At 70.6% G+C, this 26,137-nt stretch carries 25 protein-coding genes and 2 pseudogenes; 14 read left to right on the top strand and 13 right to left on the bottom strand.

All coding sequences use genetic code 11. The features are described 5' to 3' along the window. Positions 1-39: 39 nt before the first annotated feature. Positions 40-1,302, top strand: a complete 1,263-nt coding sequence (locus ACQEVC_RS36835; RefSeq protein WP_432887471.1) for a S8 family peptidase — start codon at positions 40-42, stop codon at positions 1,300-1,302. Here the strand turns inward: ACQEVC_RS36835 and ACQEVC_RS36830 are convergent, their stop codons facing one another. The 3 genes from ACQEVC_RS36830 to ACQEVC_RS36820 are packed head-to-tail and all read right to left on the bottom strand — an operon-like array spanning position 1,303 to position 4,911. Beyond that, entirely contained in the window at positions 1,303-3,873 is a 2,571-nt protein-coding gene (locus tag ACQEVC_RS36830; protein WP_432887468.1) for a CHAT domain-containing protein, read from the bottom strand. Between the two features lies 1 nt (position 3,874). Beyond that, a complete protein-coding gene (locus ACQEVC_RS36825; RefSeq protein ID WP_432887466.1) occupies positions 3,875-4,318 on the bottom strand; it encodes a hypothetical protein in 444 nt (147 codons plus the stop codon). 29 nt (positions 4,319-4,347) lie between these two features. Continuing rightward, positions 4,348-4,911: an RNA polymerase sigma factor gene (locus ACQEVC_RS36820; RefSeq protein ID WP_432887463.1), complete on the bottom strand. Its 564-nt coding sequence runs from the start codon at positions 4,909-4,911 to the stop codon at positions 4,348-4,350. A gap of 150 nt (positions 4,912-5,061) precedes the next feature. Here ACQEVC_RS36820 and ACQEVC_RS36815 point away from each other — a divergent pair, with 150 nt between their 5' ends. From ACQEVC_RS36815 to ACQEVC_RS36805, 3 genes are read left to right on the top strand one after another with little or no spacing between them, the layout of a single operon-like run. Beyond that, positions 5,062-5,751 (top strand): response regulator transcription factor, encoded by a 690-nt coding sequence (locus tag ACQEVC_RS36815; RefSeq protein WP_432887461.1) that lies wholly within the window; start codon positions 5,062-5,064, stop codon positions 5,749-5,751. 17 nt (positions 5,752-5,768) lie between these two features. Beyond that, positions 5,769-7,139: a hypothetical protein gene (locus tag ACQEVC_RS36810; RefSeq protein WP_432887458.1), complete on the top strand. Its 1,371-nt coding sequence runs from the start codon at positions 5,769-5,771 to the stop codon at positions 7,137-7,139. A 5-nt stretch (positions 7,140-7,144) separates the two neighbouring features. Continuing rightward, complete coding sequence (locus ACQEVC_RS36805; RefSeq protein WP_432887456.1) at positions 7,145-8,371, top strand: hypothetical protein; 1,227 nt, start codon at positions 7,145-7,147, stop codon at positions 8,369-8,371. Positions 8,372-8,622: 251 nt separating this feature from the next. On the opposite strand, the gene ACQEVC_RS36800 is transcribed toward ACQEVC_RS36805, so the two are convergent. Then, on the bottom strand, positions 8,623-9,141 hold the full coding sequence (locus ACQEVC_RS36800) for a DUF6624 domain-containing protein (RefSeq protein WP_432887453.1): 519 nt from the start codon (positions 9,139-9,141) through the stop codon (positions 8,623-8,625). A 262-nt stretch (positions 9,142-9,403) separates the two neighbouring features. Here ACQEVC_RS36800 and ACQEVC_RS36795 point away from each other — a divergent pair, with 262 nt between their 5' ends. After that, positions 9,404-9,772, top strand: a complete 369-nt coding sequence (locus tag ACQEVC_RS36795; protein WP_432887451.1) for a hypothetical protein — start codon at positions 9,404-9,406, stop codon at positions 9,770-9,772. 184 nt (positions 9,773-9,956) lie between these two features. Here the strand turns inward: ACQEVC_RS36795 and ACQEVC_RS36790 are convergent, their stop codons facing one another. Continuing rightward, on the bottom strand, positions 9,957-10,784 hold the full coding sequence (locus ACQEVC_RS36790; RefSeq protein ID WP_432887448.1) for a class I SAM-dependent methyltransferase: 828 nt from the start codon (positions 10,782-10,784) through the stop codon (positions 9,957-9,959). A gap of 381 nt (positions 10,785-11,165) precedes the next feature. On the opposite strand from ACQEVC_RS36790, the gene ACQEVC_RS36785 reads away from it, so the two are divergent. Beyond that, a complete protein-coding gene (locus ACQEVC_RS36785; RefSeq protein WP_432887445.1) occupies positions 11,166-11,627 on the top strand; it encodes a hypothetical protein in 462 nt (153 codons plus the stop codon). A 209-nt stretch (positions 11,628-11,836) separates the two neighbouring features. Here ACQEVC_RS36785 and ACQEVC_RS36780 read toward each other — a convergent pair whose 3' ends face one another. Further along, positions 11,837-12,208 carry a hypothetical protein gene (locus ACQEVC_RS36780; protein WP_432892127.1) on the bottom strand — a complete coding sequence of 124 codons (372 nt, stop codon included), beginning with the start codon at positions 12,206-12,208 and terminating at the stop codon, positions 11,837-11,839. Positions 12,209-12,421: 213 nt separating this feature from the next. Beyond that, positions 12,422-12,622: pseudogene (locus ACQEVC_RS36775) on the bottom strand (IS110 family transposase); the annotation flags it as partial. 116 nt (positions 12,623-12,738) lie between these two features. On the opposite strand from ACQEVC_RS36775, the gene ACQEVC_RS36770 reads away from it, so the two are divergent. Further along, entirely contained in the window at positions 12,739-14,304 is a 1,566-nt protein-coding gene (locus ACQEVC_RS36770) for an ISL3 family transposase (protein WP_432891278.1), read from the top strand. Between the two features lie 99 nt (positions 14,305-14,403). Here the strand turns inward: ACQEVC_RS36770 and ACQEVC_RS36765 are convergent, their stop codons facing one another. Together ACQEVC_RS36765 and ACQEVC_RS36760 are read right to left on the bottom strand one after the other, a co-directional pair. Next, positions 14,404-15,045, bottom strand: coding sequence for a GNAT family N-acetyltransferase (locus tag ACQEVC_RS36765; protein ID WP_432887442.1), 642 nt, complete (start codon positions 15,043-15,045; stop codon positions 14,404-14,406). A gap of 636 nt (positions 15,046-15,681) precedes the next feature. Continuing rightward, complete coding sequence (locus tag ACQEVC_RS36760) at positions 15,682-16,362, bottom strand: SIMPL domain-containing protein (RefSeq protein ID WP_432887439.1); 681 nt, start codon at positions 16,360-16,362, stop codon at positions 15,682-15,684. 570 nt (positions 16,363-16,932) lie between these two features. Here ACQEVC_RS36760 and ACQEVC_RS36755 point away from each other — a divergent pair. The 6 genes and pseudogenes from ACQEVC_RS36755 to ACQEVC_RS36730 all read left to right on the top strand — a co-directional run. Beyond that, positions 16,933-17,832 (top strand): TIGR04222 domain-containing membrane protein, encoded by a 900-nt coding sequence (locus tag ACQEVC_RS36755; RefSeq protein ID WP_432887436.1) that lies wholly within the window; start codon positions 16,933-16,935, stop codon positions 17,830-17,832. A 55-nt stretch (positions 17,833-17,887) separates the two neighbouring features. Next, entirely contained in the window at positions 17,888-18,706 is an 819-nt protein-coding gene (locus ACQEVC_RS36750) for a DUF692 domain-containing protein (RefSeq protein WP_432887433.1), read from the top strand. Then, positions 18,706-19,551: a TIGR04222 domain-containing membrane protein gene (locus ACQEVC_RS36745; RefSeq protein ID WP_432887430.1), complete on the top strand. Its 846-nt coding sequence runs from the start codon at positions 18,706-18,708 to the stop codon at positions 19,549-19,551. The genes ACQEVC_RS36750 and ACQEVC_RS36745 overlap by 1 nt, the downstream gene beginning before the upstream one ends. Further along, entirely contained in the window at positions 19,548-19,892 is a 345-nt protein-coding gene (locus tag ACQEVC_RS36740; RefSeq protein WP_432887427.1) for a hypothetical protein, read from the top strand. The genes ACQEVC_RS36745 and ACQEVC_RS36740 overlap by 4 nt, the downstream gene beginning before the upstream one ends. 391 nt (positions 19,893-20,283) lie before the next feature. Continuing rightward, complete coding sequence (locus ACQEVC_RS36735) at positions 20,284-21,759, top strand: tetratricopeptide repeat protein (RefSeq protein WP_432887424.1); 1,476 nt, start codon at positions 20,284-20,286, stop codon at positions 21,757-21,759. A gap of 208 nt (positions 21,760-21,967) precedes the next feature. Beyond that, positions 21,968-22,198, top strand: a pseudogene (locus ACQEVC_RS36730) (transposase); the annotation flags it as partial. Between the two features lie 102 nt (positions 22,199-22,300). On the opposite strand, the gene ACQEVC_RS36725 reads toward ACQEVC_RS36730, so the two are convergent. Beyond that, positions 22,301-22,966 (bottom strand): hypothetical protein, encoded by a 666-nt coding sequence (locus ACQEVC_RS36725; protein ID WP_432887421.1) that lies wholly within the window; start codon positions 22,964-22,966, stop codon positions 22,301-22,303. Between ACQEVC_RS36725 and ACQEVC_RS36720 the strand changes: the two genes are divergently transcribed. Further along, a complete protein-coding gene (locus tag ACQEVC_RS36720; protein WP_432887418.1) occupies positions 22,953-23,330 on the top strand; it encodes a GNAT family N-acetyltransferase in 378 nt (125 codons plus the stop codon). The genes ACQEVC_RS36725 and ACQEVC_RS36720 overlap by 14 nt on opposite strands. A gap of 157 nt (positions 23,331-23,487) precedes the next feature. Here the strand turns inward: ACQEVC_RS36720 and ACQEVC_RS36715 are convergent, their stop codons facing one another. The 3 genes from ACQEVC_RS36715 to ACQEVC_RS36705 all read right to left on the bottom strand — a co-directional run bounded on the left by ACQEVC_RS36715 (position 23,488) and on the right by ACQEVC_RS36705 (position 25,189). Further along, complete coding sequence (locus ACQEVC_RS36715; protein ID WP_432887415.1) at positions 23,488-23,979, bottom strand: SRPBCC family protein; 492 nt, start codon at positions 23,977-23,979, stop codon at positions 23,488-23,490. A 156-nt stretch (positions 23,980-24,135) separates the two neighbouring features. Continuing rightward, positions 24,136-24,768 carry an SRPBCC domain-containing protein gene (locus ACQEVC_RS36710; RefSeq protein ID WP_432887412.1) on the bottom strand — a complete coding sequence of 211 codons (633 nt, stop codon included), beginning with the start codon at positions 24,766-24,768 and terminating at the stop codon, positions 24,136-24,138. A 13-nt stretch (positions 24,769-24,781) separates the two neighbouring features. Further along, positions 24,782-25,189, bottom strand: a complete 408-nt coding sequence (locus ACQEVC_RS36705) for an ArsR/SmtB family transcription factor (RefSeq protein WP_432891913.1) — start codon at positions 25,187-25,189, stop codon at positions 24,782-24,784. Positions 25,190-26,137 lie beyond the last annotated feature (948 nt).

The raw sequence follows: 26,137 nt of genomic DNA, 5'->3' as shown, positions 1-26,137 counted from the left end.
CGCCATGCTGGTGCCACCACCGCCACGAGAGGATCCGCGATGACCATCGAATGGCTGCCCCAGGGAGCCGTCTCCCCGGTCGTGGCCGGCCGCGACGGCTGGTTCCGGCCGGACGAGCTCCTGGTCGGGGTGGAGGTCGAGCCCGATCTGCCTGACCTGCTGGACGCCGCGGACGTCGCGGCCGAGCCGTACGTGCCCGGCCACGCGCCTTGGCGGGACCGGGTGGCCGGACCCGACTACGGCGACGTCAACGAGCGTCTGGCCGCGGCCGAGGCTCACCACAGACTGTGGACGGTCACCGACCGCCGCGGCCGCGACCTGCCCGACCTGGTGGCCGCGTTGCGAGCGCGCGGGGCCAGCGTCCAGCTCAACCACGTGTTCGTCGGCGAAGACTGGTACCACGGCGGCCCCGGTGACCGGCCGCTCCCGGTGCCGCCGCCGACGCACTGGCCGCTCGCCGAAGGAGAGGCGCACGGCACGGCGCACGTGGCCATCCTCGACACCGCGATGCCACCGCGGTGGCGTGAGCTTCCCGGTGACCTGCGGGCCCTCGTCGTCGAGCGGTTCCCGGTGCCGGACCGGATCGGCAACCCACTGGACGAGAACGAGGACGGGCGGCTGGACCGGCAGGCCGGGCACGGCTACTTCATCTGCGGCCTGGTCGGCCGGGTCGCGCCGGCAGCGGGCGTCGCGGTGTCCACCGTGTTGCACGCCAGCGGCGAAGGCGACGAGGCACGGATCGCGCTGGCCCTGCTGGAGGAGGCGACCACACCCATCGTCAACCTCTCGTTGGGCGGCTACACCGAAGGCGACACCCCGCCGGCGGCGCTGATCGCGGCCGTGCGCCGGATCCTCGCCGCCGGCCGGGTCGTGGTGGCGGCGGCCGGCAACGACGGCGAGCGCGCCGAGCGCGCCGAGCGGCCGTTCTGGCCGGCTGCCATCAAGGGCGTGGTCGCGGTCGGCGCCTATCAGACGGTGGACGGCGGGCCGGCGCCGGCGCCGTTCAGCAACCGGGGCCCGTGGGTCGACGTGTACGCGCCAGGCGTTCGGCTGCGCAGCGCCTACATCGACGGGCACGAGGACGAGGCCGGGTCGGCCTTCGCCGGCTGGGCTAGCTGGAGCGGTACGTCGTTCGCTGCACCCCTGTTCGCGGCCGAGCTGGCCCGGCGGTTGATCGCCGACCCCGCCGGTGGCACCGTGGCCGCGCACCGCGACCGGCTGCTGGCCGAGCTGCCGCCGGTGCCGTGGCCCGGCTTGACCGGCCGGTTGCTGCCGGCCGGCGACGTCGAGAGCATCTGGTAGTCAGCCGCCGAGGCAGACGAAGCTCGCCGCCGCGGCGAAGGCGGCGTGGTCGGGACCGGCGCCGGCCCGGGCGGCTGCCAGCGCGGCGGCCGGGCGTTGCCCGGACCGCAGGCGCCGGTGGAAGTCGCGCATCAGCGGCTCGGTCGCCCCGTCGGCCACCGGCAGGACGGTCGCGACGACCGTTCGCGTGCCGAGCGCGAGCAGGGCCGACGCCAAGCCGAGCAGCTCGTCACCGGCCCGCACGGCGGCGACGCCGGACTGGCAGGCCGGCAGCACGACCGTGTCCGGTGCCGTGGCCAGCCGCTCGAGGTCGTAAACGGTCAGCGGACCGTCGGCCAACGTCAGGGCCGACAACAGCGGATTGTCCACCCGCAGAACACCGTGGGCAGCAACGTGGGCCAGCGCAGCGCCGTCCATCCCGGACAGTACCGACTCGACGGTCGCCGCGCCGTCCAGCAGGGCCCTACGGCCGGCCAGACCCGCTACCTCCTGGCGGGCGCCGGGCAACCCCGGGCCGGCGGCGAAGAGCCGGTGCCCGCGGCGCGCGGGCCGACACTCCGCCCGCAGCCAGGCGGCCGCCGACGGAGCCAGCGTCACCGGCCGCCCCGACACGCTGGGGAGCAGCCCCCACGGCACGGCGTGCAGCAGGCCGGTAGGCACGACGACCAGCGGCCGGTCGCCGACCGCACGCCGCAGTGGGGCCAGGAGCAGCCGGTCGAGCGCTAGGCCGGCCGCCTCGGCCAGGTGCCGCATGCGATCGGTGGCCGCCGGCGGCCCGAGGCCGAGGGCGAGCCGGCGCAGCGTGAAGTGGGACGTCTCCAACGGCGCGGTCACCGCCGACGCCGGGCCCAACCGGTGCAGCGTGCAGCGTCCGTCCGCAAGAGAGACCGCCAGCAGCTCGTCGCGATGGCGGACGTACGCCACGAGTGCCCGCTCGCCCAGCTCCGCCGCCAGTGCGGCCGGGTCGGGGGGCAGGTCCGCCGGCCGGTGCAACGGTCCACCCGTCATGCGGCTGATCCGCACCACCCGGCTCTCGGCGGCCGCCCGCGCCGCCGCGGTGGGGCCGGCCGGGCCCGCCGCGGCCGCGAGCCGGCGCAGGTCGGCCAGCGCTGCGGCGAGCTCCGGGTCGTCCGGCGGACGGACCGGACGCAGCCGCAGCGCTCGCGCCCGCGACCGTTCGGCCCAGACGAGCACCGCCCGCGCCGGGCCGGAGGCCACCACGAGGTCCAGCCCGTCGGCGGCCAGCGTATGACCGAGTCCGGCCACGTGGGCCCGCATGTCGGTCGCCCCGAGCACCGCCTGGGCGTCGTCGAGTTGGCGCAGGCCGGCCCGGAGCGCGCTCAGGGCGCCGGCCCGGTCGCCGACGGCCCGGCGCCGGTCGGCTTCGGCATGCCACCAGCGCACGCGCAGGTCGAGCGGGGCGGTCGCCCGCCGCGGCCGGACACGCCGGAGCTGGGCGGCGGCCGCTGCGGGGTCGCCTGCGGCGAGCGCGAACCGGGCCGCCACGACCCGCGCGTCCTGTTCGGCGCCGCGCCAGCCGGCTGCGGCCAGCGCCTCGGCGCAGACCAGTGCGTCGCGCATGCCGACTCGGGGCCGGGCCGAGGTCGCGCGTAGCGCGGCGAGCCGGGCCAGCAGCGCCCAGCCGTCGCGGCCCTGGCGGGCGAACGCCCGGCCGGCCGTGCGGGCCTGCGTCACCGCCTCGGCCGGACGGCCGTCGGCCACGGCCGCCTCGGCCAGCAGCAGCCGCGCCTCGGCCAGATCGGTCGCGTGCCCGCTGGCCCGCAGGGCCGCCACCGCCCGGACTGCCGTGGCGTACGCCTCGGCGGTCAGCCCCACCGACATGAGCACCTGGCTGCGGTTGAGCCACAGCTGCGGCCGCGGCGTGCCGGCCCGGGCGTGAGCCGCCTCGGCCCGGTCGAAGCCGGCCAGCGCGGCCGGTACGTCGCCGCGATGGGCGGCCACGGTGGCCCGGTTCCACTCGGCGTCTGCCGCGAAGCGGTGCAGACCCAGCTCGGTGTAGAGGGCTGCGGCCCGCACCAGGTCGGCGTCGGCAGCATCCAGCGTCCCGCGGTGTTTGTGCAGCAGACCGCGGTTGTTGAGGGCCCGCGCCTCCCACAGCGTGTCGCCGGCCGACCGTAGGGCCGGCAGCGCGGCGGCGTACCCGGACAGGGCCTCGGCCAGCCGCCCGGTCCGCTGCAGGATCAACGCCCGCTGAGCTGCCAGCCGCACGGCCGGCAGCCCGTCGAGCGCGGCGGCGGCTCGGTCGGCCTCGACCAGCGCCGCCCGCAGTCGGCCCCGGTCGACCAGCACGAATGCGAGGCTCATCCGCGCCTCCGCCGCGGCCTCGGCGACGGGCCCGGCGCTACGCACGGCCACCCGGAGGCGGCGCTCGGCCGCGGCCGGATCGCCCAGCTCGCGCAGCGCGAGCGCGGCCGCCCGGTGGGCCCGGGAGACGGCCGCGCGGTCCGACCCGTCGGCCCGTACGGCCGCGTCCGCCGTCTCCAGCGCGCGGCGCGGATCCGCGCCGACCAGATCCAACGCGCGAGCGGCGAGCGCGGCGGCAGCCGACACGTTACGGCGCGATCCACCCGGTCGAGATGCCGCCGGCCGGCCGGCCCGGCAGTCGCACCCGCAGCGGCCCGCCCGGCAGATCGGCCACCGTGAACCAGCCGGCCTCGTCGAGCGGGGCGGCGTGCGGGCCATCACTCGCGTCGACGACGACCTCGCCCGCGGCGCCGGTGACCAGGCCGCGCACCGCCAGGCCGTCGGCGGTGCGTTGGATCTGCAGGTCTATCGTCGTGTCGGCGTGGGCAAAGGACAGGAGCCGGAGCTGGTCGTCGCCGCGGACCACCTGCACGTCGGCGTCGAGCGCGGAGTCGGCCAGCAGGGCGGCCAGCCGGTCGTCGAGCCCGCGGGTCGACAGCGCGTGCCGCGCGCTCGCCACGACGAACTCGGGCGGCGGGTCGGCGGCCGCGGCGACCCGGGTCAGCTCGGCCAGCAGTTCGTCATCGGTCACGGCGGTCTCCTGGGGACAGTGGCGCCTCGTCATCCGTCACGGCGGTCTCCTGGGGACAGTGGCGTCTCGTCCAGCGCGCGGCGCAACGCCGCCAGGCAGCGTTGCCGGGCCGGGCCGATGCCGCCGATCGGCATGTCGAGGGCGGCCGACACATCGGCGTAGGACGGCGGCGGCACCGCCATCAGCACGCGCAGCAACTGCTGGCATCGGCCCGACAGCGTGTGCAGGGCCCGCCAAAGGCCGGCGTCGCGTTCGACCCGCAGCATCCGGGCGTCGACCGGCGGGCCCGGGTCGGGCACGGAGGCCAGCCAGTCGTCGACCGCCGCCGGCCGCTCCCGCCGGCGCCGCAGTAACTGCAGACACTCGCGGCGGACGGTCGTGGCCAGCCACGCTCCGAGCCGGTCCGGGTCGACGACGTCGTCAAGGTGTTCGACCAGGCGCAACCAGGTGAGCTGCACGACGTCGGCCGCGTCGGCCGCGTCGAGCCGGAAGCTGCGCGCCACCGACCACAGCAGGCCGGTGTACCGGTCCACGATCGCGTCCCAGGCCCGCTGGTCACCGGTACGAGCCGCCGCGAGCACCTCGGCCTCCATCGCTCACCTCCACGGCTTGCTTACCAGATGCCTGCGACGGCATCCCTGATCCGTCCGGTCCGTCTCGGCGATTGGAAAACGACCGCCGCTCGACGGATCAGACGTGCACCGGGCCGCATCTACTTGGCGTACCGACGTGGGAGGAGGAGCATGCGCACGGACCTGCACCAGGCGGCCCGCCCGGCCGCGACCCGCATCGTCCTGGCCGGCACCGGCCTGGCCGGCGAGGCACTCGCCGCGGCGCTGTGCGGATCCGGCTGCGCCGTCCGCCTCGTGGCGCCGACCCTGGCCGCTCTCGAGGCCGTCATGCGCCGGGTGGCGGCCGACGTCGTGGTTGTCGACCGGCGCGGCACGGCGACGGAACACATGACCGACACGCTCGTCGGGCTGCGCCGCACGCACCGGCTGGTCGTGCTGGCCGACCGCACCGACGAGCACCTGCTTGCGGCCCTGCTCGCGGCCGGCGCCGACGGCCTCGGCTACCTGGTCGAGGAGGATGTCGGGCTGCCGGCGTTCGTCGCCGCGGTCCGCACCGTCGCGGCCGGTCGCAGCGCGGTGGCACCGAGTCTGCGGGCCCGGTGCGCCAACGCCGCACCACCGCCGCTGTGGCGCGATCCGGTCACCGCGCTGAGCGACCGCGAGCGCGAGGTGCTCGAGCTGATGGCCGCCGGCCGGTCCAACCAAGGCATCGGCGACCGGCTGTTCCTCACCCCGAAGACCGTCGAGTCGCACATCCGCAGCATATTCGTGCGGCTTGATCTCGAACCGGCACCCGGCGACCACCGGCGGGTCCTCGCCGTGCTCACGTACCTCCACCGCGCGGCCATCGCCGCCGGCTGACCGAAGGAGCGGCTGACATGTCTGACGAATGGTTTTCGCGGCTCGGGCCGCCCGACGCCACCGGCGCCAACGCGGCCGGCGACCTGTGGATCGCGCCGTCGCTCATCGCGCTGGTCGAACCCGACGTGGCCTGGCTGGGGCTGCGGGAGTTGCATCACGCGGCGATCGGCACCGAGGGGTTCCGCTACGTGACCGACGCGGGCAAGCTCTGGCCGGACGACGCGTTCACCGCCTACAGCAACGGGCTCTCGGCGGTGCTGGGCCAGATCGGCGTGACCTCTCCGGCCGTCGGTAACCACCTGCTCGGCTCCATCTGCGACACCGTCGACCTGTACGGCGGCTTCGACGGGCTCGAGTCGGCCGCCGCCGCGGCGTTCCAGTCCGCGTCACGGCTGGGCGGCGTCACAGCGGAAATGGACCAGTTCCAGTGGCTGGCGTCCTCGCGTGGCGCACCTTCCCACTCCGGCGGGGGCGCCCAGCACAGCACGATCTTCGACGTCGCGAGCCGCACGTTGGGTCAGACGCCCATCGGCCAGGTCGCACACGTCTTCTCCCATGTGACAAGCTCACAGGAGATGTCGCGGGACCTGGCCGGGCTGGCCCGCGACGTCGGCGGCGGGCCTGACGTCCAGCACGCGGCCGGCAAGGTCGGGGAGGTCATCGGTTCCACGGCGGCCGGCGCGGCTGGGGGCGCTCTCCTCGGCTCGGCCATCCCCGGGGTGGGCACGCTGGCAGGCGGGATCATCGGCGCCGTGGCCGGGTTCTTCCAGGGTCTCTTCGGCGGGTCCGGCGACCACCACAGCCGCGAGCATGCGTCCGGCGACAAGGTTCCCGTCCACTCCGACGTGCGGCTGGAGACTCGCGACGGCAAGCCGTACGTCGCCCACCCACACGGCCACGTGGGGCCCTCGCATCACGCACCGGCGTCGGGCCATCGCCCGCACCACGGACTCGGCCACAAGACCATCGAGCCTCATCCGCACAAGTGCGAGGTCGAGGGCCGGTTCGACGAGGCCTTCGCCGTGCCGTTCTGGGCCGCCGAGGCCCAGCTTGTCGGGGGCATGGTGCCGATCGGGCCCGGCCGCCAGGGCCTCTTCCAGCGGTCACCGACCGGTTCGTTGTTGATGGGCGAGCTGGCCGAGATCGACGAGCTCGGGACGCTGCACGACCCGGGTGCGGTCTTCCAGGAACTGCTGGTGGCGCCCGAGTGGCGTCTGACCGCCGATGGCGTCGAGCGGTGGGTCGAACGCGTGCCGCGGACGCGGCTCACCACGTTGCGCGACTACCAGCGCCTCACGGTCGAGGCCCTGCGCCACGTCCGGGTCTCGCCCGAGACGTCCGTCCGCGACGCCGTCGCGGTCCTGCGCCAGTACACGTACGGGATGTGAACGAGATGACTCTGACGCTCGAGCCGGGGCTGGTCCGGGCCAACCTCCCGGCACCCACCCTGCGTTCCCTCACGACCCTGCACGCCCAGGCCCTGGAGGGGTCACGCCCGGCGTTCACCACGCTGTCGAACGCAACGGCCGGGATTCTCGGCCAGCTCGCGGTCTTGGACGCGGTTCCGCTGCGCGCGGTGCTGGGCCACGCGTCCGCGGTCGCCCGGCAGGCCGGCACCCTCGGCGGTTTCGAGTCGGTGTTCCTTACTGCGCTGCTCGGCTGCGCGCCGACCGGTGAGGTCGAGTTGACCGCGGCCGTCGAGGCCTGGAACGCGGCCGTGCCCTCCGGGCCGCTGGCCGGCGGCGTCCGTGAGGTGCCGATCCTCGACCCGTCCAACGGCCAGCTGGGGTTCGTCGACGCCGAGGCGCTGCGCGGACTGGGTCGGGTCGCCTCACGGGCCGACTTCGTGACCCGGCTCAAGCCGCTGCTCGATGCGCCGGGTGGGGAGGCCGCCGGTCGTGTCGCCTTCGCGCGGGCTGTCGTCGTGGCGGCCGGCGCCGTCGCCGGAACCCGGCTGGTGGCCGCCCGGCCGGCGTACGACCCGCTGCGCCAACGGATCGCGCAGGCGCTGGGCTCCACGGAGGACAACCATGCGCTCGACGCCCTGGTCGCGGCCGGCAGGGCGCTGCTCGTCGACGTCGTGCACCTGGACGGGTCCCGGGCGACCGGCGAGCCACCCGGAGACACGCTCACCCCGGTCGTCACGGGCCCGGCCGAGGCGGAGCATCCGTCTTGGCCAGGCAGCCGCCTCCGCGGGACGGCGCTGCCGGCCGGCGAGGGCCTGACCGCTCAGGTGCTGGGTCACGGGCGCAGCCTCTACCTGCAGGGCCTGCCCCGTTGCGACGACCGAGGCGCGGTCATCGAGCTCGGCTTCCTGCGTCCGCTGTGGACGGCACGGGAGAGGGACGAGGCGGAGGAGCGCCGGCGGGTCCACGAAACCGGCGTCGGCATCGGGCGGCCGCACGGCCGACGGATCCCCACCGAACCAAGGAAGCTCATCTCCGTTCTGCCAGCGCTGCACCCCCTGACCGGAGTGCCCATCGACCCGGTCACGGGTCTACCGCTGCCGGGCTACCAAGGGCAGTTCGCCATCGCGGCCGAGCAACTGGTGTGGACGGCCGTCGCGCTGCGTGTCTCACCCGAGGCGCCGGTGGCCGAGGTCGTGCTGCGGATGGTCTGACCCAGGCGGTCCTGACGCGGCGCTCGGTTCCGCCGACGCCGCGTCAGCCACCTTTGGACGTCGACCGTCACGGCAGGTCGGTCACGAAGCGTGACGGTTCCGGCTGGGGCGGCGCGTTCGGACGGCGGCAGTTGCGTGCATCTGGTCTCGCCAGACCTCGACTCGGCCTTCGCCGCTCGGGAATCCGCTCCCGTTGTACGACGCCCCATCGCATGCCCAAGGTCAAGTCGTCGCCACACGGCGAGGATCGCCTATTCGTCGCAGGCGTCCTGAAACTGTGCAAGGTACTCGTCCAGCGGCTGGAGGCCAACCTTGGCGCGCCGCTCGTGTACCCCGGCCTCGTCGGCGATCGGCCTCGGCACCGGGCGTCCACCCTCGCATCCACCGAACTGAGTACCGTAGATCTGTGGCCGTCCCGAGTTCACCGCCACCCGATCCTCCAGATAGGCCAACTCGGTCGCGTCAGCGGTCCCGGCGGCCACCGCCACGCACATCAGTCCCAACGCCCGACGCTGAAACGCGACGTCGTGATCGGCGTGCTGGGCGATCAGCCAGGCCGCACTGGCGCCGTCCGCGCCCACGAGACGCGCGTCCGGCCAGCCGTGCTTGTCCATAACGTCGCGGAGCCGGGCGGTCCGGCGGACGTCGTTGTTGGTGTTCACCTTGCCAGTACGCTCGGCCTGGTCAGCCTCGGCCATCTCCAGGAACTCCCGCCGTAGCTCCGGCTCGGTTGGTGCGTCCCGCCTCCGCCCCGGCGGAAGGTCGCTCACCTCGCAGAGCACCTCGGCGGTACGTGCCGTGCCGCCAGTGGACGCACTACGACTCGGTCGTACCTCCCTGCGTTGATCGCCTCCGCACGCCGCTGCACCGGCGAGGAGAAGACCTACCGCCGCGCAGCACCACATCGCCACTGACGCTTTCCCCATCATCGGAGTATGGCCGGGGTGACCTCTGGGTACGCCCTCCGTCGATCTGTGTCCACGCGGATCGCGACAGGTGAGGACGCTTCGAAGGACCTGTATGGCCACAGGTGTGGCGGATCAGCTGAACCGTCACGGGCAAGACCTGCTCGACGGTGACCGGATGCCTGAGACGTTCGAGGTCGACCGGGTCGACCATATCGCGGACATCCTTTTGGGCGTCGCAACGGCGAAGGGACTGATCGGCCATGGTTTCCTCGCGAGGCGGATGGACACCGGGCCGGACTTCCTGAGCCAGCCGCTCGACCAGGTCTCCCGTCGAGCGTTCGACCAGGGTGAGCCGCTGTGCAGCGCGCTGGTCGTCTCGCGTAGCACCGACCGACCGAGTTCGGGCTTTTACGGCCTGACCTCGAAGATGCGGCCCGAGCATGCCTCGCTGAGCGACGACGAACTGTGGGAGCAGGAACGCAAGCGCTGTTAAGGAAGCGGCATCCTGGAAGGTCGGAAGTCTGACAGGTCCAGCCGGCAGGACGAGCTGGGCGGTCAGACCTGCTTGAAGTGCCGTGCCTTCTCGGCGGCAGAAGTGTGCGTTGGCAAGATCGCAGGGCAGGTGCGTCGTCGGACGTCAGCTTCGGCTCTACGGAATCAGTACGGGGTGCTGGCTGTCAGGCCGATCGGTCCTTCACCGCCCGCAGCGAGTAGCGCAGCGGGATCCGTGGCTGCCCTGGAGGGAACCCCCAGCGGCCGTCGCCCTGCTCGGTGAGGACCGGAAGAAGCGGATAGCCGGTCCAGTCGTGCTCATGTAGGAACTCCACCCGCAGGCCGGCGGCGCCCAGAACGCTGACCACCTCCGCGGTGTGGTGCACCCATTCGACGCTGGCCGACGATGCCAGCGGTGCGCTCGGGTCGGCGTACGTGCTCTCGTCCAGGACGATCGCGTCCCGGCTGAAGTAGTCCCCGCGCAGGGTCCGGCCGTCATCCCCCACAAAATGGACCAACGGATGACCCTCGACCACGTAGCAGATGCCACCCGGAGCGACCAACTCGGCAACGACCTGGCCCCAACGCTGCAGGTCGGGCAGGAACTGCAGGGAGCCGATGCTGGTATAGACGATGTCGAAGATTTGTCCGGCCAGTACGGTCGCCGCGTCGTAGACATTCGCCAGCACGAACCGTGCGGAATCGGTGCCTATCCGCTTCGCCACGGAAGCGGCCACATCCAGCGCTGGCGCCGAGAAGTCCAGACCCGTGACAGTCGCACCCCGCCGTGCCCAGGACAACGTGTCCAGACCTAGATGACACTGCAAGTGAAGCAGGGTCTTGTCGCGAACATCGCCGACCTCGGCCGGCTCGAAGGCGCGAAGCGTCTCCTGCCCGGCCACGAAACCCGCAATGTCGTACCACTGGCTGTTGCGATGGACGGGTACCCGCGCATCCCAGTTGGCGCGGTTCACCTCAAGCCAGTCCGCCGGCCCCAAAACGTTCGATCCCATGGTCCGGCGACCCTAGGGCGACCGAGGACCACGATCAATCGATTAATGTCAACCTGCCAGGAGCACATCTACTCATGATCGACGTACTACTCCCGGCACGCCCGGACAATGGCTCGATCAATGCCCATGACGCTGCGTAACACCCGGTCGAGCCCTTACCGCGTATCGCCGCGACTGGAGCGAGTCGACGACAGGTGCGTCGGGTGGAGCGGCCCGTGCGGACTGTCAATCCCGCGACACAGGCGAACCGCAGGCGCTGGCCGCAGGACCAACTGGTTGACAGCTCATCCAGGAACTCAGGAAGCGGAGTCCGCCATGCATCAACCACGAACCCCCCGCACCCGCCATCGCGGCGCCGCCGTACGCGTCACCGTCGCCGTGTTGCTCGCCTCGGCGCTGGCTACCGGAGCGCTGGCGGCCAGTACCGGTCCGGCGACCGCGAGCGACGTGGCCACAACGGCCGACGCGACTGCGGTCACCGCCCACCGCACCGTCGGGGGGAACGCCGACCGGTGTGTGCCGATCCGGCCCGAGTCCGGATTTTACGAGGCCGGCCGGGTCGGCAGTGAGGAACTGACGACGCCGAACTCCCGCTGCTCGACGATCAGCGTCTCCCACATCCAGGATCCGGCCAATCCGACCGACCGGTGCCAGACCTTCCTGCTCGGGTTCTGGCCGCTCGTCGACGGCTCCCTCACCTACACGGATCCGGTAACCGCGTGTGGCCGGCACCGTACGGTATTGGCCCGCGATGTGCCCAACAACGCCCGCTACATCGTGATCTATGCCATCGACTACATCGACCCCGTCATTCAGACAGTGAAGTTCCGCGTCTGGCACTGAGCTACCCGTCTGGGGTCGTGAGGTAGTCCCGAACCGGATGGCCGGCCGCCTGCCCGAGGCGACCGGCCATCCGGGTGGCCCGCGTTGTGGTAGCGCGCTGACCTCGGCACGTGCGTGCACTGGCAGCGTCCACCCCGACGACGCATGTTTACGTACAGTGACGAGGGGGCCATCGGTCAGTGCGCACGCGCGGCGGCAGTTGAGGAGACTCAGACAGGGTCCGCGGATCTCTCCTGCCCACCTTCCTGCGAGCGGCCGGTGTAGGAGACGGTCGTCGCAACCAGCAGCACCGCCCCTGTGAAGAAGTAGGTGTTGATTCCGAGGCCGGCCCAGAACTCACCCGTGGAGATGTCCTGTGCCCCCAGAAAGCCGCCGCGACGGATGCCCGTGACCATCAGCAGATTTTCGGCCATCCCTGAAACACCCCGGAGGACGAGCAGCATGCTCCCCGACCACAGCGGCGTCAGGAGTAACCACTGCGGGAGATTTCGAGCCCACGGCCGGACTGTGGCTACAGCGACGGCTGCCCCAACGACCGACATTGAGATGAGTACGACGTTGAGGATCACGTAGGCGGTCATGCCCCACGGGCGGCCGTCACCGGTCGGATCGTCTCCGGGAAAGAGCACAAGGACCCAATGGGACGCAATAAAGAAGATCAACCATGCGAAGGCGCCGTGCGCCCAGCAAGGACTCCTGACAACGGGCATACCAGCAGCGCGGCGGCCTTGTCGGCGGTGAGGTCCAGCGCTGCGCCGCTCAGGTCGCGGAGCAGGAAATGGAATTCGGTTGAGCAGCCGGACGCGTTCGCGGGCCAGGTCGTCGCGGCGTTCGGAGAGCGGTCGCAGTCGGGTGTGGTGGTCCTCGGCGACGACCTGGCGCAGCCGTTTGTGTCGCATGGCGGCGTGGGCGACGCCGGCGGCGTCCGCGACGTCGGTCTTGCGGGGTGTCCGGTACCTGTCGTAGTCCGGTACCCGTCGTAGTGGCTCTGGCAAGATTTTCGTAGTGGAAGATCACTTGTACGGGTGATAGCACTGGATATGGCGTCTACGAGATCCTGTCCAAATGTGACGTCGAGCTGTCTGAGCTGTTGCCCCATCTGGCCACGGTCGTGGTCACCTCGGTTGACGGCTCTGGTCCTGTGCTGGTCATCCGTGCCCGTACCCGCGAAGACGAGGCGTCGTCCTGCACGGGTTGTGGCAGCGTGAGCGACTGGGCCCACAGTCGATACACACGCTGGCTGGCCGACACCGCGATTGGCGGGCGGCCGGCTCGTATCGAGCTGCGGGTCCGTCGCCTGTACTGCGAAAATCCGGTGTGCTCGAAGGTGACCTTCGCCGAACAGATCGACGGGCTGACGGTGCGCTATCAGCGCCGCACGCCGCTGTTGCAACGCCTGACGCAGATCGCAGGGGTTCTGCTCGCCGGCCGCGGCGGTGCCCGGCTGCTGCACCTGCTGCATGCCGGGCTGTCCCGGACCAGCGTGCTGTCGCATCTGATGAGAATGCCGCTGCCGACACCGGTCACCCCACGAGTCCTGGGCGTGGACGACTTCGCCTTGTATGGCCGCGTCTACGGCACGCTGCTGGTCGACGGCGACACCCGGCTGCCGATCACCTTGTGGGAAGGACGCGACGCCGAGACGCTGCGTGACTGGCTGCAGGCACATCCGGGCGTGCAGATCGCCTGCCGGGACGGCTCACCGACCTATCGTCAGGGCATCACCAGCGGCGCCCCCCAGGCCATCCAGGTCAGCGACCGGTTTCACCTGTGGCAGGGCTTGTCCCGGCGCGTGCAACAGATCACCACCGTTCACCGCGGCTGCCTACCCACCGCGAACCCCGAACCCGAACCAGCTCGCCCAGCCCCCGCTGACACCGAGGCGACCCGGTCAGCCGACAGCCGATCGGCCAGCCATGCCCGGCACCTGTTCGAAACCGTCCACGCGTTGACCGACACCGGCCGCGCCTACAACGCCGTCGCCCGCGAGCTGGGAATGAACTGGCGCACCGTGCGCAAGTACGCGACCGCGACCAGCTGGCAGGACTGCGTACGCCGCCAGCGTCCACGGGTCCCGTCCGCTCTTGACCCCTACCTGCAGTACCTGCAGCAACGCTGGAATGAGGGCGAACACAATGCCAAAGTGCTCCATGCGGAGCTGAAAGCCAAGGGCTTCCTCGGCCACTATCAGCGGGTGAAGATGGCGATCGCGCCGCTGCGCCGCGGTCTGCCCATCGACGAGCCGCACAAGCGTGCCCCGTCACCACGCGAAGCCGCCCGCTGGATCACCACCAGCCCACCACGCCGAACCCTCGACACCATCGAACGGCTTCAGCGCCTGCTGGCACACTGCCCCGAACTCGAGCGCACCCATAGCCTGGTCCGGACCTTCGCCACCCTGTTCGACACCGGCGAACCCGGTCCGCTATCAGACTGGCTCAACCAACTCGAAACCTGCCATCTGCCCGGACTACCCAGCTTCGCCAGGGTGATCCGCGATGACCTGCCGGCAGTCGTGCAGGCCATCACCTCGCCCTACAGCTCCGGCGTCAACGAAGGCCGCATCACCGACGTGAAACTCCAGAAGCGGCTCATGGCCGGCCGAGCAAAAATCCCACTCCTACGCCAAAGAGTCGTACTCATCGCACACCTACGGCGCAGCACCGCGACTGGCTGACGATCTTCCACTACGAAAATCTTGCCAGAGCCGTCGTAGTGCAGAGGCAAGTACGACTGATCTTGCAGAGGCTAGGTGACTCGGGCGGTCGTTGCGTGGTCAGAGACCGAAGATGGTCTTGCAGGCTGGCCATCCCTCGATCGTCACTGCGGGCCGTTGTTGTGTGGTCCACTTCTGTCGTGTCAGCCGAAGGCGGTCGGATATGACGGCTTCGCTGCCGCGGGCGTCGACGGAGATGCCGTCGTGTTCGTAGCCGAGTTTGCGGGACACGCCTTGGGAGGAGTGGTTGTCCTGGAACACCTCGGTGAGTGCCGCGTTGGCACCGAGGTGCTCGAAGGCCAGGGTGAGCAGGCCTAGGCGGGCCTCCGTTCCGTAGCCTTTGCGCTGGTGTTCGACGCCGAGCCAGGCTGAGGTAGTGACCTCGCGAACGACCGGGAAGTCGCGTGCTCGAAGGTTGACCAGGCCGATCGGCTCGTCCGCGTGGAAGACTCCCAACCCGAGTTGCCATGCCGTCGTCTGCCATGTTGCGAGGCCGTTCCAGTGGCCCTGAAGTACGGCCCGTGCGCGGTCTTCGTAGCTGCCGTCGGTCCAGGGAGTGAGGAAGGGGCGCTCGGCCGGGTGGTGAACCCCGGCGCCGGCTAGGTGAGCGATTTTGGTCAGCTCGGCCTCGTGGGGCAGGCGTAGTTTCAGCCGTGGCGTGGTTATCGTGAGGCCATATTGGGGCCAGAGTTCGGCAAGCACGCGATCGATCTTCTCGATTGGGGCCCGGCCGCGCCACTGCTTTTGCCGGCGCCGGGTGCCTCACTACGTGCCGTCATCGTTCGCGTTCTACCGCAGCGCATACACTTCGCCGCGCGTCCCCTCATGGTTCTTGCCGGCGTCAGGTCGCGCCCGCACTGACCAACCTGGCCCGCCTGGTGGCGTCGGACCCAGAACGGCAGCGACACCGAGGCGTTCGCCTGGCTCGGCGCCTCGACCGCCCTGGGCGGGGCCGCAGGAGTCGCCGTGGCCGGCGCGATCGTCGACCGCTGGTCCGTGGGAACCGGGCTAGTAACCGCTGCGACACTGACGGTTGCGACTATCGTGCTGGTGCCCCCTAATCCACCCCACTGCAAGACATCCGCGGTGCCTCGCCGAGTGAGCACTACTCTCAGCACGACCGTGGGCCCGGTGCCCCGGGTCCATCGACGCTGGCGAGCTTCTGCGGTATCCGATCGAGCAAGCCCTTGCGCGCGGCCGCCCTATCCCGTCGCCCCGCCACGATGCGACATGTCGTACGACCCGGCGGCACCTGGACGGGGGCGCTGGCGGTGCGGGAGAGGTCGCACGTGCGACCAGTTCGACAATTCCAACCGGGCGGGGCGGCGAGCGACGGCTTCAGTCGCGGGCCACGGCGTAGCCGAGGATCACGGCGGCAGACACGACGATGTGGCCCGGGGCGAGGTCCTGGGCTGTGGTGGCCGCAGCCTCGGCGTGGCTGCGGTAGCGGGCAGTGCCGGGCTGTTCCGGGTCGACGTCCTCGACATGCAGGACCGCGCCGACGCGGACGCCGGCCGCTTCGGCGTAGAGGTCGGCCTTCGCGCGGGCTGCGGCGACCGCCTTGCGCCGGGCCTCGGCCCGCAGTTCGCGCTTGGCGACGACATCGAAGTCGACGCCCTCGATCTCGTTGGCGCCGGCCGCGACGACATCGACGAGCAGCGGTTCAACGTCGTCCAGCGCGCGAGACTCGACCGCGAAGGCGGCTTGGCACTGGTAGCCGACGAACTTGCGTGTGCCGTCCACGTACTCGGTAGCGGTCTTTAGGTCCAACCGCGAACCCTCGACCGCCGCATCGCTGATCCCGTGTGCCCGTAGCGCGCCACGCACGGCCCGTACGGCGGCGCGGGCCGCTTCGAACGCGGCGTTCGGGGTTTGCTCCACACGTACGACCTTGAACCGCACCCGGACCAGATCCGGGACTGCTTTCACACTCGCCGCGCCGAACGCGGTGATCCCCCATGGGCGTTCCACCATCTGCATGATTGCCGATCCAACCAGATCGTCCGCGCCGCGGCGCACCGGCGGTGGACCTCCTGCTAGACGGTGGCCCAGCCTGCTAGACGGTGGCCCAGCCGGACAGGACCTACAGCCCGTCACCGTCGAGGTTGCCGAGGCCGAGCGCCACAACGGCCAGAGAGGTACAGGCATCCCACAGATGGCTTCACTACACAATCCCACGCGCTCGTCTCCGACACGTGCGGACGTCCTCGCAGTTGGCCATGATGAGGTCAGCGGCTACCGAGGGTGCCCGACACGCCAGCACGGGCGCGCAGGGTCGGCGGCTAGAAGCGCGTACGTGATTTCGGTTGGTGCGGGCATCCGAGCCGTCGGGCGCGGAGGGCCAGCGGGGGGTTCCCGCGGTTCAGTGACGTGGCCGCGGTCGAGCTCTTCCCCAGGCTGCACTTACTGGTCGGCGCCGAGTGCCCCCAGTGCGGCCGGCCAGTCACCCGCACCTAAACCGTTATGCACCCTGAAGCAGGGTGCACGGCGACCGCGTGGAGACGCGGCTCGTCCATGCCGAGCCCCTTCGTGGGCGCCGCTGAGTCACACCAGAGACAATGTCCGCCAAGCGTGGGGAAGGGGTAGGCGATGCATCCGTGGGGACTGTCGGGGCCGGAGTTCCTCTGGCTGTACTCCGCCGGCCTGGTCGTGGGGCTTGCCGTGGCGGTCGGGGTGCGCATGGCGGTGCGCAGGCCACGGCTTGCCGAGCCGCCCGACCCGCCGGCTCCCGAGGAGTTGGGCTTCCTCGCGGGCGGGCCGCAGCACGCGGTCCAGGTCGGCGTCGTCCGGCTGGTCGACGCCGGTGACGTCAGAGTCGACCGTCAGGGCACCCTGACCGCCACGGCGGACGGCGAGCCGACCGGACGCCCGCTCGACGACGCGGTGCTCGCCGAACTCACCGCACCGCAGAAGGTCGCGACGGTGGCCGAGAGGCTTGCGGGCAAACCGGTGATGACCGAGATCGGCGAGTCACTGGTCCGCCGAGGCCTGCTCGTCGCGCCGGCCCGTGCGGTCCGGGCACGATGGCTCGCTCCGGTCTTGCTGTACCTGCTGTTCGTGATCGGCCTGGCCCGCTGGATCAACGGGATTGCCAACGACCTGCCCACCAACTATCTGAGTTTTCTGCTCGCTGCGGCGCTCATCGCCAGTGTGTACCTGAGCACCCGGCTCACGTCCGCCCCCAAGGCCCGGACGGTGCACGGCGACCGGGTGCTGGCCGAGGTCACGGCGAGAGGCCAGGCGGCGGATCCGCTGGAGCGGGTGGCGGTGAGCGGCCCGCACGCCTACCCGGACAAGGAGCTCTCCAAGGCGCTGACCGCCGGCGCGGCCGTGGCGTTCGCCGGCGGCACGTGGAGCTACGCCTCCGCGGGCTCGTTCGACTCCTTCGTGCACATCGGCTCGTCCGGCGGCAGCACCTACACGCACAACTACACCGCGTCCTCCGGCGACCACTCGTCCGGCGGAGGCTGTGGCGGCGGTACCCCCTGATGTCTGCCGTGGACCGGGTTTGCCGCACGACAGCGGGTTCGGTGGAGGCGGCACCATGACAGGGCCGAGACTCGGCGTCGGGATCGGCTGGCGGCCGGAGATCGACCTGACGGTGGAGCGGCTGCCCGGTGTCGACTTCGTGGAGGTGCTGGCGGAGAACATCCACCCGGACCCGCTGCCGGTGTCGCTGACCGTGCTGCGCGAACGTGGGGTGCCGGTGATCGCGCACGCGGTGTCGCTGTCGCTCGGCGGCGCGGAGCCGGTGGACCGCACGCGGGTCGCGCACCTGGCCGCCGTGGCGGAGGCGGTGGACGCGCCGTTGGTCAGCGAGCACGTGGCGTTCAGCCGCGCCGGCGGGCTCGACTCCGGGCACCTGCTGCCGGTGCCGCGCACCCGTGACGCGCTGGACGTGCTGGTGGACAACGTGAATCGGGTGCAGGCGGAGCTGCCGGTGCCGTTGGCGCTGGAGAACATCGCGGCGCTGCTCGACTGGCCGGACAGCGACCTGACCGAGGGACAGTTCCTGGCCGAGCTGGTCGAGCGCACCGACTGCTGGCTGCTGGTCGACGTCGCCAACCTGTACGCGAACGCGGTCAACCTCGGCACCGCGCCGGAGACCTTCCTCGACGAGCTGCCGCTGGAGAGGCTGGCCTACGTGCACGTCGCGGGCGGGGTCACCCACGACGGGCTCTACCACGACACGCACGCTCACGCCGTGCCGCCGCAGGTGCTGGACGTCCTCGCCGCGTTGTGCGCCCGCGTCGACCAGCCGGGGGTCATGCTGGAACGCGACGACGACTTCCCACCGGACGCCGATCTGGCTGCCGAACTCGCCGCGATCCGTGCCGTCGTCGCTGCCTCCAAGGAATCCTGATGCAGCCGTGGGGTATCTCGGGCCCGCAGTTCCTGCTGCTCTACCCGCTCGCCGTGATCGCCGGCCTGGCCGTGGCGGGGTACGCCCGCCGCTGGGCCAACCGGACCGCGCCGGCCGAGCTGCCGCCCGCCGTGGAGTATGCGGAGGTGGCCTTCCTCGCGGGTGGTACCGATCGGGTGGTCGACGCTGCCGTCGCCCGGCTCGTCCACAGTGAACAGGTCAGGGTGAACCGCAGAGGCGTGCTGTCCGCACCGGGTGACCCGGTCTCCGACCACCCGATCGACCGGGACGTCTACGAGGTCGTCCGCCAGCAGCCGACGAAGGTCCACGTTCTGCGGCGTCGGCTCAAGGCGATGCCCCAGGTTCGGGCGCTTGCCGAACGCGTGGCCCCCGGTCAGCGCTCCCGGTCGCCGCGGGAGCGGGCGCTTGCCAAGTACGCCTCGCTGGCGCTGCTGTGCCTGGTGCTCGCGGTCGGCGTGGCCCGCCTGGTCGACGGCATCACCGACGGCTACCCGATCGGTTACCTGCTCATCCAGCTCATCGTCAGCATGGCGATCATCTCGGCGTTCTATATCGCGGTCTGGCCGCTTCCCGCCGGCGCGCGGCGCAGGAACCCGGTGGTGACGCTGGCCGCCCGCCAGCTCGACGGGGTCGACCGAGTCGCGGTGTCCGGGATGGCCGCCTACCCAGACGAGGAGCTACGCGCGACGCTCATCGCGTCGGCCACCCCGCCCAAGAGGAAGGGCCGAGGTCGCCAGCGGGAGGCTTTCTACTACTACGGCCCGCCCACGTCGAGTAGCGACAGCGGCGGTGGTGGCGGTGGCTGCGGCGGCGGAACCCCGTGACACAGCGGGACAAACTGGCCGCGCGGCAGCGGGAACTCCTTCGCGCGCTGCTGGCCGGCGGCCAAGTGCCGGCCGGGTTCGACGCGCACCGGGTCGCGGTCGAGGCCCGGGCGCTCCAGTCCAAACGCCGCTCGGTCGCGGCCAGGTTGCGCCCCGACCTGGCCGAACGGCTCGGCACGGAGTTCCGGCCACTGTTCGACACCTGGGCACTCGACCATCCGAAACCGGTCGACTCCTCGTTCCGCGCCGACCTCGACCGCTTCGAGTCCTGGCTGTACGCCGGCGGCCACCTCGACCCACCACGCACACTCCGCCGCTGGCTCCGCCGTCCGGCGCGCTGAACAGCCAAGGCAGGCGCGTGGATCTTGGCTGGTGGGTCGTGAGGAGTCTCCGACGCGGGCGAGATCGGTCGAAGCGGCATGATCTGTCCGTTCCGGAGTGGCATATCCACACGACCGGCAGGACCAGGATCATGCCGCCACGCCACTCACAGCCTGATCAGTTACCCCGATGCCCGCCGATGGCGCTACCACGCCGACTCAGAGTAGTCGCGCAGCTTGTCCGCCTACGGCCGGCGCCGCGCGGCCGCCACAACAAACTCGGGATACCGCGACTGACCGCGGTTAACCCGCGGCCCGAGGCACAGGCGGTTCAGCATGGTCAAAGCCTCGTTCGAGGCGAGCCCAGCGGTGCGCGAACGCCACCAGGCGGGCGGCCGTAAACTTCCGGCTCGTGACGACACATCCCACCCCGGTCGACGTGGCCTTCGGGCTGTTGCGGGAGGGCCGCATGGGCGACGCCGAGAACCTCATGACGCGCGAGCTACAGGCCGCGGCGGACAACCACGGTCACGGCAGCCCGGAATGGGCCTCGGCCCAGTGCGACCTCGGCAATGTGCTGCTCAACGCCGGTCAACTCGACCGCGCGATCGAGTGCTTCCGCCGGGCCGTCTCCGCGACGCCGCGCGATCACGAGTCCCGCAAGGACCAGTTGACCTACCGACTCAATCTGGGACTGGCGCTGCGCATGGTCGGACGACTCGACGAGGCGGAGACGGAGTTGCGTCAGGGCGTTCAGGAGCGGCTCGCCTTCTACGGTCGCGAGCATGCCGGGTACGCGTTCGGTCTCGAACCGTTGGCGGACCTGCTGCGGGAGCGTGGCGACGTGGCGGAGGCGCGGCAGGTCGTCGAGGAGGCGGTGGCCAACCTGTGGCGTGACGGGCACGAGCGGGTGGCTTCCGCGTTGGCGCTGCGAGCGGCGATTGTGCAGGCCGGTGGCACCGGCGAGCCGCTCTTCGTGGGACTGCACCAACTGCCGGACGAGGTCGTCGAGCAGATCGGGCGAGCCGTCACCCAGATGCTGGACCACGACGATCCAGCCTCCAAGGCCCTGCTCACCTCCTTGGTCGCCGCTTTGGAAGAGCGGCTCGGCATTGACCACCAGGCGACGCTCAACGCCTTGTCCGCGCTGGCGAACCTCGGCCGTGATCTCGGTGACCAGGTGGGGCGGGTTGATGCGATCGAGCGCGTGCTCGCTTCGTACGACCGGCAGGGCCGGCAGGAGGAGGCGCTGATGGCAGCGCTCGGCTTGGCGATGGCCCAGGACGAAGCCGGCGATGCCGAGGCGGCGCTGCGCACGTACGAGTCGGCGCACGCGAGGGCCGAGCGCATCGGTCGTCCGGAGCTGCGGAGCCAGGTGCTGCGCAACTGGGGCCTCGCGCTGAAGGAGGCCGGCCAGGTGGGCCTGGCGGAGCAACGGCTGACCGAGGCAGTGGGCCAGGCGCGCCGAGGCACCGACTACGACACGGTCGGGCGGGCCTGCGTCGCTCTCGGGCTGTTCCTCCAGCATGAGGCGCGGCTGTCGGAGGCCCGCACGGTCCTGGAGGAGGGCCTGACCGTCATGGATCCCGTACACCCGGACGCGATCATCGGCCGCAGCCACCTCGGTGCGGTCCTGGACGGTCGCACCTGCGGGTGTGGCGACATGGCGGGCACGATCGCCGACGCGTTCCGCGAGTTCGTCATCACCAGACTTCCCGCGGACCTGCTCGACCGCCTCGACGTGGCGATCGTAGACGGCGACTTCAAGATCGATGTCGGGCTGCGGCGGGAGCCAACCGAGTCCGAACTCGAACGGCTCAACGGAGTCTTCCAGACCGCGCACGCAGAGTTCCGTCACCGGCTCAACGAGCCCCGTTACGCCCGCTGACGGCCAGCGGGCGTTGTCGTCCCGAGCGGTCACCGTCACCTGCGCCCCCGCCCCGGCCAGTGCCCGCGTCGTCCGACCGCCGTTGCAATACCAGGCCATCGGCGCGCGAGGCCAAGCGGTGACCTCGCCGTGACCACGCGCACCGTCGTCGGCATTTCCGGACGTCCGCACGCCTGGATCCGCTAGCTAGCCGTGTTTCAGGGGCGGGTTGCTGGAACGCTACGACGTCGGACCAGACGCCGCCAGCGCGTTGCTCCTGGCCGTCGGCGACAACCCTGACCGCCTCAACATCAATGCGGCGTTCGCCGCCCTCTGCGGCGTCAGCCCCATCGGAGCCACCTCCGGCAAGACCCAACGCCGCCGCCTCAACAGCGGCGGCGACAGACGAGCCAACTCTGCCCTTTACATCCTCGTGGTCGCCCGGCTCCGCTGGGGCACTCGCACTCGCACCCGCAGCCGCGCCTACGTCGAACGACGCACCAGCGAAGGCAAGACCCACCGCGAGGCCATCCGATGCTTCAACCCGACCCCTGAAACCCGGCTAGTCGAACCAGACGACCAGACGTACCCCATCGTCGCCGAAGCGCTGGCCGAGCGCGCGCATCACAGCGAAGACGTGTTCCCAGTCAGTTTCCGGTCCGATGAAGTCCTGCCGCGTTCGTGAGTCGTACTGGAATCTTGCGTCGGCGGTTGCCCAGCAACCCGGCGACGCCTCAACCGGTGTGATGCCGACCGGCGGGACGCCGTACGTCTCGACGACGTCATCGGGCCAGTCGTCGTCCACCCGGATTCGTTGGCGGAGGCCGTACCACTCGGGGTTTCCGGCGGGCCACCGGTTGTAGTCGGGATGGCCTGCCCGTGGTCCTTCCTGGATCTCCAACACACCGCGACCAGGTGCGGGGACCGACAGGTCGAGGTCACGAAGTTCGGCCCAGGAAACCCAGGTGGCGCCATGGACGGCTCCGTCCAGCCGTGACCACTTCTCGTAATCGTCCCGGACGGGAGCCGACACGTCGGGCGGCAGACCGCGGTCGGCCGCGACCGGCTCCCAGGAGAGCCAGTTCCTCACCCCGAACAGGCAACCGAGCGCCGCGTAGTCCATGCCGTCATGGAGCGGAGCGAGATCCATCAGGCAGATCCACGGATTTGAGCTGCCGTCAAAGTGGGGGCGACGGACCTCGAGGAAGCCGTAGATGTCGGTCGGCACCGCAGCATGCTACCTGCCGCGACGTCATGATGCCGCAGTCCTTGGTCCGGCGTCCGGGCCGGAATCGACCGCCGCCACGTGGCTGTGGAGGATTCGACCGTCGCAGAACGTGGCGCCCGATCGGCGGCATGAGAATTCACTCTCGTACTACCTGCGGATCAAGGCACACGCCCGCACGGGCCGTGGCTATGCGACGGAGCTCGGCCGGGCGGCGCTGGACTGGGCGGTAACCCACCATGCGGATCTGCCGATCGTGGCGTTCACCGAGGTGCACAACCGTGCCTCGCGGGCGGTCATGGAGCGGCTCGGGGTGCGACCAGCGGGCATCATCCGGCGTGATGGACTTGTCGAAGTACATCTCTGAGTTGTGACGCCTGCTCTTCGATACCCCGCAAGAGACGCGTCCCACCCGGATGGGATCACCCACCAGGAACCGAACGTGGGAACGCAAGTGCCAGATCCCGATCACGCCGAGCGGCGGCCGATCGCCGTCGAAGATTCTCGTTGCTGATTGCGACGGGTCAGTCTTTCCCTTCGCCGACATCCTTCCCCTCTTCGGCGAACGCTTTGAAATCCTGCATGTGCTGTTGCGACTGCTTGTGGAAGGCGCTGGGCATTAGGAGCCCCACCAGCCGCATCAGCAGGCCGCTGAACCGGTATTCGCTCTCGCTCTCCCAGAGCGTCGTCTCTGGATTGGCTTCGGTCAGCCGATCGCGCACGACACTCCACATGCCCGCGCCGACGGTCTCGCGGTCGAAGTGAACGACGACCTCTTTGGGGATCTCGTGCAGGTCTGCCGGCTCCCGGCGTGTGATCGTTTCGATGCACTCGAACTTCCGCTTTCCCGACTGCATCACGACCCGAGATTTGGTGCCGAGCTGTCCGTGTATCCCGTTCACGGGCTCGTGCAGCACCATGCCTCGCAGCCACTTCGGTAGGTGTGTCGGGTCGGCGAGCAGCTGGACCACTTTCTCTCGCGGCAGCGCGATCTCGATCGAGTTGGTGTACTTCATGGCGCGAATTCCCTTCTAGGTGTGGGACAACATGCTGTTGTACTGCTCGTCTTGCTCCTCGGGGAGAGGTCTGACATCCGTTTCGCGATTGACAGTTCTCATCGGCGGTGGAGGCCCCAGGAATGCCGGTCAGCCCACCGCAGCGGGGATGTCAGGTCAGGTCGGGTCGGGTGCGTAGAACTTGGTGGTGGCCTCGACTGCGGCTGCGACGTGCTCCGGTTCGCCACCGGCGGCCAGGTGAGCCTCGCCCCAGGCCGCGGCGCTGCGCCGGATGAACTCGCGCCCTTCGGGTGACTTCTCAACCACCTCGCGGTCGGCGGTCTCGCCAGCGGCCAACATCCGGGCCAGGGCGAGGAGAGCCAGGTCCCAGCCAACGCCACCGGCACCGGGGCCGTAGGTCGGGAAGAGGGGCTCCTCGACGACCGCTGCGTGGATCAGCTCGAATTCGGTGCCGCCGGTCGGGTCCGGGACCAGGCGCACTTCCACCTCGCTCGTGCCGGTCCAAGCGTCGGCGTCCGGCCCGTAGAGCCAGGACACCTTCAGCAGACGCGGTGGCTCGCACCGTAGGATCTCGCCGTGCTCACCACCGTCCAGCTCGAACTTCCCGCCTAGCCGCAGGTCCCCGGTGACCGGTTTCAACCAGCGATGCAGCCGCTCGGGGCTGGTAAGGGCGTCCCAGACGTCGTCAATCGGCGCTTCGTATCGACGCCGCACCTCGACGGTGTACGCGTCGCCGGCGGGCACGCTGCCCGTGCCCATTGCCCGGCGAGTGGCGGCCAGTTCGTCCAATATGTCTTTCATGTCACGCTCCCTTCGCTGATGGATCGGTCTTGCCGGCACCGAGCCCGGACCCAGTCGGTCGGTTGGGATCTTCGCCAGCCGGAGTCCGAGCTGCACGCCTGCCCCGGGCCAGCTCGGTTTCCAGAGCGTCGAGGCGCTGTTCCCAGAAGCGGCGAAACCGGTCCAGCCATGCGTCGACCTCGCTCAGCGCCGCGGGTTCGACGGTGTAGAACCGGCGAGCGCCCTCAGTCCGTACCGACGCGAACCCGCTGTCACGCAGCACGCGCAGATGCTGTGAGACAGCCGGCTGGGAGATGGCGAACTCGGCCCGGATCACGTCCGTAATCGCGCCAGAGGTCTGCTCGCCGTCGGCGAGCAGCTCCAGAATGCGCCGGCGTCGAGGGTCGCCGAGGATGTCGAACGCGTGTATGAATAGGGATCGTACCGGCTACCACTTATATAAGTCAACGCTGGCATCCTGACGAAACGGCCGAGCAGATCTACCACCAGCTGCACACCAAAGATTCCGTCGTGGCAAGTAGGCCGGAGCGGCACTACGTTAGCGCTCTGGCCTGCTGCTGTTCGGCGTGGGTTGGTGGGACACCGGGCGACCGTTGCGGGTATCGCGTCGGCGTGACGTCGGTGCGAGGTCGTGATGGCTGACGTCGCCCGGTTGCGGACGGCGCTGCGAGAAGCAGACCGTCGCGGGGCGTTGATAGTCGTCTGCCGTTGCTGGCGCCGGTGCAACCGCTGTTCAGCGGGCGGGTGAGGCGTGGTGCCGTGGTCGCGATCGAGGGGGCGGCAGGCCGGTCGTCGCTGGCGATGATGATGCTGGCCGGGGGTGTCGGCGGCGGGCGGCTGGTGCGGTGTGGTCGGTCTGCCGGCGTTCGGCCGTCTTGCCGCCCGGGAGGTGGGTATCCGGCTGGAGGCGTTGGCGTTGGTCTCAGCCCGGGCCGTCGTGGGCGGATGTGGTCGGGGCTCCGGTGACGGGGATGGAGGCGGTTCTGGTGGACCCGTCGACGCGAGTGTTCGGGAGAGTTGGCGCGACGGCTCACGGCCAAGGCGCGCCAGCACCGCTGCACGCTGTTCACCCTCGGCCCGGTCTGGGAGGGCAGCGATGTGCGTGTATCGGCGCGGTGTCAGGAGTGGTCGGGCCTGGGGCAGGGGCGGGGCCGGCTACGCGGTCGGCGGCTGAGGGTGGTGGCGTCACACCGTCCGTATGTCAAGCTGGTCCTAGAGTTTCCAGCCGACGACGCGCCGTGCCCGTGTTGTCGGGGATGGAACCGCCAACGCGGCGCTGCTCAAGCCGCATGTGCAGGCGGTCTGAGCCCGCCGGGCGTGGGCTCGACGCCCTACCTGCCCGAAGAAGCACGACTCG

The organism is Plantactinospora sp. CA-294935 (assembly GCF_050936445.1).
Classification (GTDB): domain Bacteria; phylum Actinomycetota; class Actinomycetes; order Mycobacteriales; family Micromonosporaceae; genus Plantactinospora.
Note: the sequence above shows the minus strand (reverse complement) of the source record. Positions and strands in the feature narration are given on the sequence as shown.